The sequence below is a fragment of the Calditrichota bacterium genome, assembly GCA_020637445.1.
GTDB lineage: Bacteria > Electryoneota > RPQS01 > RPQS01 > RPQS01 > JABWCQ01.
The window spans coordinates 1,210,536-1,225,506 of record JACJVZ010000001.1; the positions used below are offsets into that span (position 1 = coordinate 1,210,536).

5 protein-coding genes and 1 tRNA gene are annotated in these 14,971 nt (G+C 53.5%); 2 read left to right on the forward strand and 4 right to left on the reverse strand.

All coding sequences use genetic code 11. The annotated features are described in order from the left end of the window. Positions 1 to 240 precede the first annotated feature (240 nt). A complete protein-coding gene (locus H6507_05115) occupies positions 241 to 4,713 on the forward strand; it encodes an immune inhibitor A (protein MCB9368468.1) in 4,473 nt (1,490 codons plus the stop codon). A gap of 245 nt (positions 4,714 to 4,958) precedes the next feature. Next, positions 4,959 to 10,079, forward strand: coding sequence for a hypothetical protein (locus tag H6507_05120; protein ID MCB9368469.1), 5,121 nt, complete (start codon positions 4,959 to 4,961; stop codon positions 10,077 to 10,079). A gap of 101 nt (positions 10,080 to 10,180) precedes the next feature. On the opposite strand, the gene H6507_05125 is transcribed toward H6507_05120, so the two are convergent. The 4 genes from H6507_05125 to H6507_05140 all read right to left on the reverse strand — a co-directional run bounded on the left by H6507_05125 (position 10,181) and on the right by H6507_05140 (position 14,946). Continuing rightward, positions 10,181 to 10,254: transfer RNA gene (locus tag H6507_05125), tRNA-Met, on the reverse strand. A 44-nt stretch (positions 10,255 to 10,298) separates the two neighbouring features. Further along, on the reverse strand, positions 10,299 to 11,549 hold the full coding sequence (locus H6507_05130; GenBank protein MCB9368470.1) for an HlyC/CorC family transporter: 1,251 nt from the start codon (positions 11,547 to 11,549) through the stop codon (positions 10,299 to 10,301). Continuing rightward, on the reverse strand, positions 11,537 to 12,247 hold the full coding sequence (locus H6507_05135) for a YigZ family protein (GenBank protein MCB9368471.1): 711 nt from the start codon (positions 12,245 to 12,247) through the stop codon (positions 11,537 to 11,539). The genes H6507_05130 and H6507_05135 overlap by 13 nt, the downstream gene beginning before the upstream one ends. Next, entirely contained in the window at positions 12,175 to 14,946 is a 2,772-nt protein-coding gene (locus tag H6507_05140) for a pyruvate, phosphate dikinase (protein MCB9368472.1), read from the reverse strand. Before H6507_05140 ends, H6507_05135 begins: the two co-directional genes overlap by 73 nt. Positions 14,947 to 14,971 lie beyond the last annotated feature (25 nt).

The window sequence follows — 14,971 nt, forward strand, 5'->3', positions numbered from 1 at the left end:
ATCAAAGTTACATGCAAATTTTTTTTCGCATGGGAAAGAAAATTCTTGCACTCGCTAAGCAATCGGCCTATATTTTCAGATTATCAGTAATTTGAGACGTTTGTCTTTGCCTTCGCATTTTTGGTTTCAAAGGAGCTTCGTATGTATTTGCGGCAATTTGTTTTAGCTACATTGGTTTTGGTCATTGGGTCAGCAGGATTTGCGGCCGGGATCGCAAGTCCGTCCCAAAGCCTCTCCCCTTTGCCCTCGATCCCAAGCCGCTTTGCTGGACCGCAGGATTTGGACTTCGCGACCGTTTCTGTCCTGAATTCCGACCTTCGGAACATAGATTTGGCCTTTACCCTTCCGTCCGTTGAGTTTGTCGATCAAGAACTGGACGGCAATCAGTTCAGCGCGATTGTGATGAACGGTGAAGCTGTCGAAGATATTCCGGGCGCGCCGGACATCCCTCGCATCGTGCGCATGGTGATGGTTGACAATGAAGGGAATTACGGAATTAACTTGAATAACGTTGAATTCTCGACTTCCCTCCTTCCTCATCGACCCCTCCCGTACGTGCCTTTGGCAGAGGGAGATAACGCGCTGGACGGTGCTCATGTTACTGCCCTGCCGGAATACTATGAGCAAAACGAGTGGTATCCGCAAGACGTCGTTCGAATCTCCGAACCGGCAACGCTGCGCGATGTGCGGTTTGTGTTGGTAACCGTATTTCCCGTGCAGGTGAATCCGGTGACGCATGAAGTCAGGACATACACGAGCGTCGATATCACGGTAGAAAATCACGGCGGCCACGGAGCGAACGAAATCACCCATACGCCGCGGTTCATTTCACCGGCCTTTAAGGAACTATATCGAACCATTCCGAATTTCGAAGGCAGTTGGCTTGACGAGTTGCCCGTGCTTCCGGGCAGCCATTTGTATGTATGCGATCCAAACGCAACTGTCGTAGCGGCCGTTCAGCAGCTTGTGGATTGGAGGAGAAAGCGCGGCATCGACGCCCACATTGCGACACTGACCGATACGGGCCCGACGTCAACGAACATTCGGGACTACATTGTCAACGAATTCGCGGCCAGCAACGGCGCTCTGGAATATGTCACATTGGTTGGCGATCCGGGTTCGTCGGCTCCCTTGACGGTTCCGACCGGCGGAACATTGGATAACTTCTACGCCATCATGGGCGGCGGCAATCCAGATCCGGTCCCTGATCTTGCAGTCGGGAGATTCCCGGCGACAACCACGACGGACTTGGGCGAGATGATCAATAACGTGATTGATTACGAATCCAATCCGTACATGACCGACACAGGCTGGTATGAACGCGCATGGTGCGCTGCGCATACGAGTTCCGTGCCTTCTAATCCTTCGACGAAGGAATACATGCGCCAAATGATGCTTCATCACGGAATGCCGACCGTATACTTTGACGTATTTGGTGGTCACATTAATACGACGACTCTTCAATCACGATTGAACGGCGGGGTGTGCTTCTTCAATGACCGTATGTCCTGGATCAGCGAATTCACGACTTCGGATCTGTCAGGCGTGAATGTTGGGCCCCGCTTGCCGTCAGTTTGGGTTGTGACTTGCGCAACGGGCACTTTCAGTTCAATTGGCTCGGCTCTCAATGAAGAGTTCGTGCGTGGCGGTCATTCAATCGGTTGCGTAGGGATGTCCGGTGCGGGCACGCACAGCCGTTATAACAACATCCTTGACGGCGGAGGCATGCAGACGATTTTCGTTGACGACGTCCGCGAAACAGGCATGGCCGTTGTTGGCGCAAAACTTGAGCTATACAGGAATTATTGGGACGTCGCGGGCGGCGCTGAACAGCCCGACGTTACAAATTTCGCAGCGTGGTGCAACTTGCAGGGCGACCCGGGTGTTCCGGTGTTTCTTGCCCGGCCGCAAACATTGTCGGTTACGCATCCGACTTCCGTATCACGCGGAACAAACAACATTAACGTCACCGTTATGAGCGATGGCAACCCCGTTGCCAATGCACTGGTCGGATTGGTCAAAGGAACCGAAACTTTTTCACGCGGCTACACGGATGCGGCGGGACAAATCAATCTTGCCACAAGTTTGCCGACGACGGGCACGATGTACATTACGGTTACCGGCAAGGACCTCTACCCCTATCAAGGAACAATCAGCGTAGTCAGCGTCGGCGCATCGCTTGCTTTCAGCTCGATCGGCATCGACGACGACAACACGGGTGGAACAGTCGGCGACAACAATGACATTCTGAATCCGGGCGAAACGGTCGATTTGGATATCGTTTTGCAAAATACAGGAACGAGCTCGACGGTAACCGGTATCACCGGTACATTGACAAGTGCGACGCCGGGTGTGAGCATTGTAAATGGGGTTCAGAGCTATCCGAATATCGGAGTCGGCGCAACGGGTTCTCCTACTTCGCCATTCCGTGTATCCGTCGGCGCAGTGTTCAACAACGAACCCGCGACACTTTACTTGTCGGTCAATTCGTCGGCCGGAAATCAAACGGTCAGAGTGGACTTGACGCCTGAAGCGGCAAGCGTTGCTTATTCAACCGCATCTTTCCCAGACGGAAACAACCGACTCGACCCGGGAGATACGGGAACTTTCACCGTAACGATAAACAACGACGGATCACGTGCGCTTTCCAGCGCCTCGGCAATTTTGCGTTCGCTCAGTCAGTATGTGGTTGTCAATGACTCTCTGGGAACATACGGCAATGTGAGTGCAGGCGGGAACGCGAACAACTCAGGCAATCCGTTCAACGTTTCCGCACTGATCACGACACCGGCAGGATACCAAGCTCCGATGCAACTCGTCGTCACGGACGTAAACGGCGTGCGCGATTCAACGAATTTCCTTCAGGCAGTGGGAATAGCCGCGGCGACGAGTCCGACTGGACCGGATGCATACGGCTATATTGCTTATGAGAACAGCGACACTCAACCTCCGGGCGCCGCTCCCCAATTTGAGTGGATTGAAATCTGTCCGGGATTGGGTGGAACGGGTACGTCTCTTGGCTTCACCGACGGCGGAGAAGACCAGGACGATATTTCGACTCGCGTGCTGCCATTCTCTTTCCAATACTATGGACAGAGCTATGACACGATTACGATTTGTTCTAACGGTTGGGTTGCATTCGGCAATACGACTCAAATTGACTACCGCAATTATCACATCGCTTCGCCGTTAGGACCTCCCAACATGATCGGCGCCTACTGGGACGACCTCGTGGTGGACAGTATTGCCAACGGCGGTGTTTATGTAAAGAGCGATGCCGCGAATGGTCGCTACATTATCGAGTGGATCACGCGCTGCATGTGGACTGGACACGTCGGCGACGTACCTGTGGCACCGCAAGTTTTCCAAGTGATTCTTTACAGCCAGGATGCGGAGCCTTCGCCGACCGGCGACGGAAAGATATTGGTGCAGTACCAAGTTGTAACTCCTCATCCGAATTCCGCGTCATTCGACAACGACTATGCGACCGTAGGAATACAGAACTACGACCATACGCAGGGCCTTGAGATTTGTTATTGGAATGCCTACACACCGGGCTCGACTACACTGGTAAATGGTCGCGCGATTATGTACACGACTGATGAGACTGGCGTTGTTAATCCGCACTTCGCCTTGCTTTCACCCAACGGCGGAGAGTTGTGGCTGCAAGATTCGACCGTTAGCGTCGTGTGGTCTCCGGGGCTTGTGACCGGAAACGTCAACATTGACTTGTCGCGAAATGGCGTTTCGGGCCCGTGGACAAGCATCGTATCGAACACTGCAAATGACGGGCAGTATACCTTTGCGGCACCTGCGCCGACGTCGGCGACATGCCGCGTCCGGTTAACTTCGATCGACATGCCGGACTCCACGGATATCAGTGCGGGCGATTTCACGATTGCTACGGTTCTGACTGTCATGAGCGACGACTTTGAAAGCGGAGCGGCAGGTTGGACTCACACGTCACCGAACGGCTGGGGTGACCAATGGCATATTAGCACTGAACAAGCCAACAGCCCGACCCATTCGTACAAGTGCGGCGACACAGGCACGGGCACTCATGCGAGTCTGCTGGACGCTCAGCTAACGTCTGCGGTGGTCAGCGCGATACCCGAGAACGCGGTGATGCAGTTTGAGCACATAATCGACAGCGAATTGTCATCGGCATTTCCGGACTCTGCCTACGACGGCGGCTGGGTTGAAATTTCCGTTGACGGAGCGCCGTTTGAAACGATCTATCCGCTTGAAGGATATCCCAAGACGACCCGCTACTCTGCGGGCAGTGGCGCTCCGTATTCCGGTCCCGTTCCGGGGCAGCCTTGTTATGCAGGCTCGATTTCGGAATGGGCAACTGAGCAATTTGACCTCTCTGCCTATGCCGGAAGCGACGTGCAGTTCCGTTGGAGATTTGCTTCAGACGGCGGGACGAACTTGGAGGGTTGGTACATTGACGACGTGCAAGTCTATGGCATCGGATTTTCGAATGATCCGACCATCCCGATTGCGGTCGTCATTACGGTGTCTGGAGAAGATGTGACGTTGAGCTGGGAGCCGGACGGAAATCCCGGCTACCGGGTCTTCAGCAGTACAACGTCTGACTTCCAGTTCCCAACGCTTGAAGCCGAGACGACCTCGACTTCCGTAACGTTGACGGGCAATGCTTCCGTGGACCTGAAGAAGTTCTACTACGTGGTTGGCTGGAACGGCCAATAATTAGGATTTTGTGTAAATTGAAGGGCCGGCGCCGCAAGGTGTCGGCCCTTTTTTCGGGCTATTGAGGATGTGAGAAAGATTTGGCAGGTCACTTATCCAAAATTTCTTATTAATATTTGAAAATATTATAATTAGACAAACAAATCGAAATTTCCTAAAACGCTTATTTAATTGCAATCCGGCCGGAAATCGATTAAATTATAGGTTCAGAGATTTTATGTGCTAACATGAGAAAGAGCTCTCCGATGCCAACGAAAGTCAGATTTTGCGCCACGCATGTAATGGCAGGACTAATAGTCCTGATGACATTGAATGCTTTTGCAGGGACTGCCCAGACCGGACAGTCGACCAGTCGAATTCCAGCGACTCCGGCCAACTTTTGGGAATTTGCGGGTCCTCAGGACGTCCAGCCAATTCCATTTGAAGTAATCGACCCGGATCAAAACGCAGTGCAAGTTCGTTTTCACGATCCCGTGCTGCAATATGATCAGGTAACGCTTGAAGGTCAGATGTTCACCTCCGTCAAGATGCACGGAGAAGGAACGACGATAGAACAGGGCGAACCTGATCTGCCGCGCTCCACAAAACTGATCATGATCAGCCCGACGGGCAACGTGCGGGCGGTTGTAACATCTTCGTCATACACAGTAGTTCCCAACATCGACGTCGCTCCGAAGCAGCCCTATGAAGGCGAACCGCTTGCGAACCGCCTCGACGGAATGAACTTCGCCTATGACAGCGATATTTATTCGCAGGATGCTTGGTATCCTCAAGATATCGCTGTCATTTCTTCGCCTGCCACTCTTCGCGACGTACGATTCGTATCACTTGCCGTGGCGCCGGTTCAATACAATCCGGCACGCCGTGAGCTTCGAGTTTACGACAATCTCGAAGTCGAAGTCGAGAACATTGGCGGAATTGGCGAGAACGAAATTGTGATCACGCCGGTGTTTGTTTCGCCGAGTTTCAAGAAGCTATACTACCGCTTCGAGAATTTTGCGGGAAGCGCGTTGGACGAACTGCCGGTGCTGCCGGGCAAGTACCTTATCATCTGCCCGAACAATACGAACAATACGAGTCAGGCTCAACGGCTTGTCGATTGGCACCGCCGCAAAGGATTGGACGCGTCTTATGTAACGCTCGCACAGACGGGTGCGACGGAACCGCTTATCAGGTCGTATATCTCTACTTTGTACTACAGTACGAATGGAGCCCTTGAGTACGTATGTTTCTTCGGTGATCCGGGCGCAAGTTCGACTTTTTCCACTCCGACGAATTCCACGACTTTCGACAATGAATATGGCGTCGTGACACCGGCAGGCGGACCAAACCCTGATCCCGTACCGGACATAGCGGTTGGCCGCCTTCCCTCGGAGAGTGACTTGACATTGGAAGCGCTGGTCAACAAGACGATCAATTACGAATCAGCGCCATACTTCGGTGATCCCACGTGGACCAAGCGGTCCTTTTGCGCCGCGCACACGGCACAAATTAATTCTAATCCTTCCACGAAGGAATATACGCGACAAATCATGCTTCAGGATGGCATGTCGTGTCCGTCAGTAGGCGTGTTTCCAGGCTCCATTAACTCGACCCAAATAAACGGAATCTTGGACGATCTGATCACGGTGTTTAATCACCGAATGTCTTGGATCAGTGAGATGACGAATTCGGCATTGGCGAGCGCGCCTGCCGTGGGCGGAACGGATTCGACCGGCGGCGCCTTGCCTTTGGTCTATTCAATGACCTGTGGTACGGGTAACTTCCAGACTACTGGCCAAGGGTTGTCAGAAGAATGGTTGATTCCGCCGACACAAACTCCGGCGTCGCCGCGCGGCGCGATTGGCTGCGTCGGCCTTCAAGGATCCGGAACTCACGTTCCGTACAACAATATCGTGGACGCCGGTGCGATGTACGGAATTTTCGCGTTGGACATTCATGAGATGGGCGTCATCAATATTGCCGGCAAGCTTGAACTCTACAGAAACTACGCAACGTTTGACAACACACCTGTAAACAACTTCTGCCATTGGGCGAACCTGATGGGCGATCCGGCGACAGCGATTTGGACAAAAAGCCTTTATCCCACCACCGTCGTTCACGCGAACACGATCAATCGTGGAACAAACAACGTAACCGTGACGGTGACGAACCCTGGTCTCCAAAATGTCGAAGGCGCGCTGGTTTGCCTACTGAAGGGAACCGAGACTTTTGCCCGCGGCTATACGAATGCAAACGGACAGGTTAACCTTCCGGTCGCGACTCCGACCACGGGCACGATGCTCGTTACAGTAACAAAGGAAGATCAGCGCCCTTATCTTGGCAATATTACCGTTACGAACGTTCCGGCGAATCTTACTTACAATTCGGTCAGCATTGACGACGACAACATAAGCGGCACGATCGGCAACAACGACGACGTACTGAATCCCGGCGAAACGATTGACCTAAATATCAACGTGACCAACACGGGAACGTCAACGACCGTGGCAAGTATCAGCGGCACGCTGACGTCGCCATCGGCAGGAATCACGATCGTGAATGGTTCACGTTCGTATCCCAACATCGCTCCCGGCGGCAATGCGAACCCCACTTCGCCGTTTAGGATTTCGGTTTCTTCGGTATTTAATAACGAACCGATTCAGTTGTTCCTTGATCTTTCGACGGATCAGGGACCTTACACTGTTCGGCTTGACTTGACGCCCGCGGCACCGGACGTTGCCTACACAAGTTTCTCGTTCGGCGGTCCCGGCGGCAACCTGAATCCGAATGAATCGGGTACTTTCACTCCGACAATCACAAACAGCGGAGCACGACCGCTAATTGGCGCGGACGGAATTTTGCGTTCGCTCGATCCGCGCGTAAGTGTAACGGACTCGGTAGGTATTTTTGGAAACATCAGCGCAGGCGCAACCGGCAGCACAGCAAGCAACACCTTCTCTATTGCCATAAGCAGCGCAATGTTCAACGGCCATGAGACGACGATGCAGCTTGTCGTGTATGACGACAGTGGTTTTAGAGACAGTGTGAATTTCGATCTGACGATCGGCATTTTCACGTCGACAAGTCCTTCCGGTCCGGACGCGTATGGGTATTACGTCTTTGACAACACGGAAACTCAGCCGGCCAACGCGCCGTCTTCTTACGAGTGGTTGGAAATTGCGCCTGCCATCGGCGGAAGCGGAACGAATTTGAACATGAGTGATACTGCGGAAGACGATGACGATACACAAGTCCTAACTCTTCCGTTCAACTTCATGTTTTATGGAAATACTTTCAGTCAAATCACAGTTTGTTCTAATGGCTGGATTGCCTTCGGTTCTTATCCGACAATGATCGACTTCCGCAACTACCGCATGGGCTCGCCGATAGGCCCGCCGAACATGATCGCGGCTTACTGGGACGACTTACGGGTTTCGGGTGCGACTGAAAATGTTTACACGTACTACGATACAGCAGAGAACTACTACGTGATCGAATGGAGAGCGCGCACATTGTGGACGAGCGCCGTCGAGATCTTTGAAATTATTCTCTACGACCCGGTGCACTATCCCTCTGCGACGGGCGACGGCAAGTTCAAGGTGCAGTACAACACCGTTAACCTTAGTGCCAACAATGCAACGAACGACAATCCGTATGCCAGCGTTGGTATTCAAAATGAAGATCACGCGATTGGTCTCGACTACTATTACTGGAACAGCTATGGTCCGGGTGCGGCACCGCTTACGGCCGGCCGCTCTACCATGTACACGACCGACGAAACCGGGCAGTTGAATCCGTCCGTTGAAGTCGCAACACCGAACGGCGGCGAAACGTACTACCTTGGCCAGCCGCTCAATGTACTCTGGTCGAGCTCAGCAATTTCCGGCACCGTAGACATCGAGCTAAATCGTAATTATCCCGGCGGCGCTTGGGAAGACTTGTTCACCGGTACGACGAATGACGGTGTGCAATCGTGGATTCCGACGGGTTCCGCGACGAACAATGCTCGTATTCGAGTTATGTCGGTTGATTTCCCGGCGGTTGGAGATACTTCGGATGCGGACTTTACGTTGATCGTTCCCACTGTTTCGCTCAGCACACCGAACGGCGGCGAGCTTTATGCGCCGGGCGGTCACGTTGAAATCGTTTGGTCCGCGACGGGATTGGGCCCGGCGAAGGTCGAACTGAACCGCGACTATCCAGGTGGAACGTGGGAAGTGCTTTCGGCAGCCGCGCCAGGCGGTTTGGCTTGGACTGCAACGGGACCGACGACCAATCACGCAAGAATTCGTGTTTCGGGCGTGGGATATCCCGCTGCATTCGACGAATCCGATGCCGACTTTACAATCGGCGTCGCACCTGTCGTAACTCATAAGCAGAAAGCTGACCAGGCCTCCGGCGCCGCAACGTTTGTGGCGTTGCTGCAGGATGACACGCCTGGTTCCGACGTCATGCGCGCATATTATCGTGTCGTGGGCGGAGGTTCGTTTGATTCCGTAGCATTCTCGGCAACCGGAAACCAGAATGAATATGCGGCAACACTTCCGGGGTTGGTGGACGGCAACTATGAATACTATGTGCAAGTTGTTGACGCCGAAACACTGACCGATCGCGTTCCCAACAGTGGAACGTATAAGTTCCAAGTTGGAGACATTTGCACGCCGTGGATTTCGCACGACGACGGTACTGCCGAAAACTACAACTGGGTGGACGGACCGGACTTTGAGTGGGCTGTCTACTATGACGTAACCAATTACCCGTTCAACCTGTGCTCAATTCAATACGCTGTGAATCCGACTGCACCGACGGAAATGAAGGCTTCGGTCATCGTGAGCGTATATCTGGCGGATGGTCAAGGCGGGAGCCCGGGAACGTTGGTTGTGCGCGACACCACCGGAACTACAAATGTGGTGGGCGGATTGCCCGGCGGCGCGGCATGGACGAATGTCGTATTCGGCAGCGTGCCGGTTACCGGTCCGTTCTATGTTAGCGTGAAGAACATCGAGCCTCGCGATTGTCCGGTGGCATTCGCATTGGATACGGATTCTCCGACGGGCAATTCTTATTTTTACGATGCCTGCGACGATACTTGGTATGCTGAAAGCGCTGCGACCGACAATGCCCGCAACGGTAACCGCATGATTCGGGTGAGCGGATTTAATTTCGATGCGCCGACGATAACGATTATCAGCAGCGGCAGCGACGTCGTGCTGAACTGGACATCGACCGGTGCACCGTTCTACAGAATCTTCTCGTCGACGAACGTGAACGGACCGTACGATACGTTGGTGGGATCGACGTCCAACACGACATTTACGCATGTTGGCGTGGCTAACACGCTGCTCCAGAATTTCTACATCGTCGTTTCTTCTGCAACGCCGTAGTTTTTCGGAACTGAATACAAAAAGCGGCGCGTCCCTCATGGGCGCGCCGCTCTTGTTTCTGCACGAAAGGAAAAGCCGTCGAAACATCGACGGCTTTTTTGTAGCGGGGGTAGGATTCGAACCTACGACCTTTGGGTTATGAGCCCAACGAGCTACCAGACTGCTCCACCCCGCAATAAGACACGTAATATAGGGGCTTAGGATTGGAGAGTCAAGTGCTTATTTACTCCGGTTTTCCTCATCATAATCTGGGGGAAGTTTTACGAGACAGCTCTCAACGCGGCGCGGGGTAGCTCCCAGCACTCGGATGACAATTCCATTAATTTCAATCTCTTCACCCGGCCTTCCGATATGACCCAGTTGATCTGACAAAAGGCCAGAAAGAGTTGCATAGTCGCCGTCTGGCGGCCTCCACCCTGTTGCCTCAGCAATATCCGAGAGGTCTGCGAGGGCTGAAACAAGGTACTTTCCTGCGGCCAGTCTTTTGATGTTGCCGCTCGGAATATCCTCGCTGGCCTCATACAATGGTCCAACCATCTCGCGGAAGATGTCTTTGAGCGTGACGATTCCATCCGTTCCACCGTGCTCATCGACCACAATAGCCGCAGGAATTCGCTGCTGTTTGAACTGCTCGAGCATCTCGACCAAAATCTTGGACTCTGGAACAAACGCCGCGGGCCGCATTACCTCGCGAATGGAGTCGCGAGGAAACAGGAGGTCGCGCGAATACAAAAACCCGACGATATTGTCGATGTTTTCGTCATAGACGGGTATGACGCCGTGGCGTGAATCAGTCACGGTCTCGATGACTTCCTGCATACTTGCATTTGCCGGCAAAGCGATCAGGACGGGCCGGGGAGTCATGATGTCTCGGGCGCGCACGTCCTTGCTGTGGAGATACCGTTCGAGAATCTCCGACTCTTTCTCTGTAACCGTGCCCTCACGTTTTGCCCGGCTGAGGACAGAGTCGATTTCACGTCTAAACAAAACGTCATATGTGTGCACGTTTTTTGTTGCCGGATCAGCGCTGCGGCGAATCATCCGTTCGAGCGGCGTTAGAATTGCCCGCACTGGCAGGAACAGCCAGAACAAAACATAGAGCGGCGCGGAAAGAAATCTGACCATCGGGTTGGCAAAGGCCATTCCCAGAGTTTTGGGGATCACCTCGCCAAAAACAAGTACGATCAGAGGAGAGATCACCATGGTCAAGAATTCCGGTAGACCTGCCTGATCCGCCCAAAGCACGAGCACAAACGAATACCCGACCATCGCCAGATTGTTGCCGACGAGTGTAGTGAACAGGTACCGCTCCGGAACAGACGACATGAAGTCCGCGAAACGCACACCAATCCGTCCGGCCTTTTTCCATCCGCCGATGATAATCCGGTCAAACGTCGTATAGGCGATCTCCATGGACGAGAAATACGCGCTAAGTGCCAACGCAATTAGTACGAGAATCAGGAGGTCCATGGTTTTCCAATTGTTGCAGCGAGTTTGCCTGCGGACAGTTCAAGCAATGCGGACGAAAACTCCTCTACTTGATTGTGACGCAGCTTGACACAAAGCCTTGTGCCGTCTCCAGTGGCGGAAAAGTCAACCGGCGCAGAGAATTTTCCGGCCAATTGATAGACAATACTCTGCAAGTCGTAGTCTGCTTCGATTTCCGCAGTCACTCCCGTTCGATGTCGTCTTTTGGGCGTCGCATCCAAGGCGAGCGCAACACACTCACCATAGGCTCTGACCAGTCCGCCCGTGCCGAGTTTTGTGCCGCCGAACCAACGTGTCACGATCACACCGCAATTTTGCAATTCATGTTTCTTGATTTCCTGCAAGATCGGAATTCCCGCCGTACCTTTGGGTTCACCGTCATCGCTCTGTCGCTCTATCAAGTTGTCATTCCCTCGTACTATGTACGCCCAGCAATTGTGCGTCGCGTCGTAGTGGGTCTTTCGCATCTCGGCAAGCAACGTCTCAAACGCCGGTTCATCATCGATGGGACAGACATAGGCAGAAAAGCGCGAGCCCAGCACGCGCGTTTGCGCCGTGCCGGGCTCTGCCAGAGTTAGGAAATCTTCAGTCAGCATCGACCGATGAGTTACCCCTTGCGATGCATTAAGGTAGCCTGCGCCGCGGCCAGTCGAGCGATCGGCACGCGGAATGGACTGCACGAAACGTAGTCCAAACCGGCTCCATCAAAGAAAATCACGGACGACGGTTCGCCGCCGTGTTCACCGCAGATACCGACTTTGAGTTTCGGCTTCGTCTGACGGCCGCGCGACGTACCCATTTCGACCAACTGGCCGACGCCGTTTTGATCGATTGCTTCAAACGGATCCGCGGGAAGCAGTTGACTCGAAACATAGTGCGGTAAGAAGCGTCCGGAATCGTCGCGGGAAAGTCCCATGCAGGTTTGCGTGAGGTCATTCGTACCGAAGCTAAAGAACTCGGCCTGCTGAGCGATTTGATCGGCGCAGAGCGCGGCGCGCGGCAACTCTATCATCGTGCCGACCAAGAAGTCCACGGACACACCGGCTTCTTTAAAGACTTCTGCAGCGACGCGGCGAATTACGTCGCCTTGCGATTTCAGTTCACCGGGAGTCATGACGAGCGGCACCATGACTTCGGGATGCACGTCAATACCTTCCTTCTTCACGATTGCGGCCGCGGAGAAAATCGCGCGCGCCTGCATTTCTGTGATCTCAGGGTAAACCACGCCCAAACGACAACCGCGATGTCCGAGCATCGGGTTCATTTCGTGCAAGTCTTCGACCTTGGCTACAATCTCCTTAGCGGATACGTTGAGCTTCTTCGCGAGGTCATTCACGGCAGCGTCGCCATGTGGCAAGAACTCATGCAGCGGCGGATCGAGCAAGCGGATGGTCACAGGCAACCCATTCATTACGCGGAAAATGCCTACGAAGTCTTCCCGTTGATAGGGCTCGAGTTTCGCAAGAGCTTTCTTGCGGCCTTCGAGATTGGGAGCGAGAATCATTTCACGAACGGCATCAATGCGGTCACCTTCGAAGAACATATGCTCAGTACGAGTCAAACCGATACCTTCGGCGCCGAACGCGAGCGCATTGCTGCACTGATTGGGCTGATCTGCGTTTGTGCGAACTTTCATACGGCGGTATTTGTCGGCCCAGCCCATCATCTTTGCATAGAGCTGGAACATCGGCGCATCTTTGGGATCAAGAGTTTTGTCGAGCAAAACTTGAATCACTTCGGACGGCTTGGTGGGAATATTGCCTTTGTAGACGTCGCCCGTCGATCCGTTTAGAGAAATCCAATCACCCTCTTTGACAGTAACTCCGCTGGCCGAGAACGTTCCCTTCGAATAGTCGATGTGAATCGCTTCGCAACCCGCGACACAGACTTTACCCATTTGCCGCGCGACCAACGCCGCGTGCGACGTCATGCCGCCGCGCTGCGTGAGAATACCCTGCGCCGCGTTCATGCCGCGAATATCTTCCGGACTGGTTTCGATACGCGCGAGAATCACCTGCTCACCTTTGGCGGCCCACTCTTCAGCGTCGCTGGCATGGAAGACGACTCTTCCCGTGGCCGCGCCGGGACCAGCGTTCAAACCGCGTGCAACCGGAGTTTCAGCTTTGAGTTTGTCCATGTCAAAAATTGGACGAAGCAACTGGTTCAACGCATTCGGATCGACGCGCAGTACAGCTTCTTCTTCGGTCAAGAGTTTCTCATCGACCATTTCGACGGCAATACGAATCGCGGCCATACCGGTACGTTTGCCCGCACGGCACTGCAGCATCCACAATTTCTTGTCTTGGATTGTGAACTCGATATCGTTCATGTCCTTATAGTGCGACTCGAGTTTGTCGGAGATATCAAGGAGCTGTTTGTAAGCATCAGGCATCGCTTCTTCAAGGGACGGATATTTTGACTTGCGGTCGCCTTCGGGAATCTTGTGATTCTCTGCCCACGTCTTGGATGCCTTCAGAGCAACTTGCTGCGGAGTGCGTGTACCGGCAACGACGTCTTCGCCTTGAGCATTAACCAAGAATTCGCCGTAGAAAACCTTTTCGCCGGAGGCAGGATCACGCGTGAAGGCCACGCCCGTCGCGCAGTCGTTTCCGAGATTGCCGAAGACCATGGCTTGCACGTTGACGGCAGTACCCCAGCTTTCGGGAATCTTGTTCAAACGGCGGTAGACGATCGCGCGCTCGTTCATCCATGAACCGAAGACTGCGCCGACGGCGCCCCAGAGTTGTTCATACGGATCATCCGGGAAGGCCATGCCTTTGCGTTCACGAATTGCTGCCTTGAACTCGCCGACGAGTTCTTTCAATTGATCAGCCGTGAGTTCGGAGTCATACTTGACGCCGGCTTTTTTCTTCTTGGCATCAAGCATGTCTTCAAACGGATCGTGTTCTTCTTTGGTTTGCGGCTTAAGATCCAGTACGACGTCGCCATACATCGCGACGAATCGGCGGTAGGAATCATAAGCGAAGCGCGCGTCACCGGAGCGCTTGATCAATCCTTCTACGGTTTTGTCATTCAAACCGAGGTTGAGAATCGTGTCCATCATGCCGGGCATCGAAGCACGTGCGCCGCTGCGGACGGAAACGAGGAGCGGGTTTTGGTTGTCGCCAAACTTTGCTCCGGTGAGTTTTTCAACGTAAGCAATGCCGTCTTTCACCTGTGCAGTCAACTCTTGCGGATAAGAGCGGCCGTTTGCATAGTAATATGTGCAAACTTCGGTCGAAATTGTAAAGCCGGGAGGCACGGGAAGTCCCATGTGGTTCATTTCGGCGAGGTTCGCCCCTTTTCCGCCCAACAGGTCTTTCATGTCGGCGCGACCGTCCGCTTGGCCGTTGCCGAAGGTATAAACGTACTTACTCAAGGTTTTCTCCGGAAATGTAGTCTTA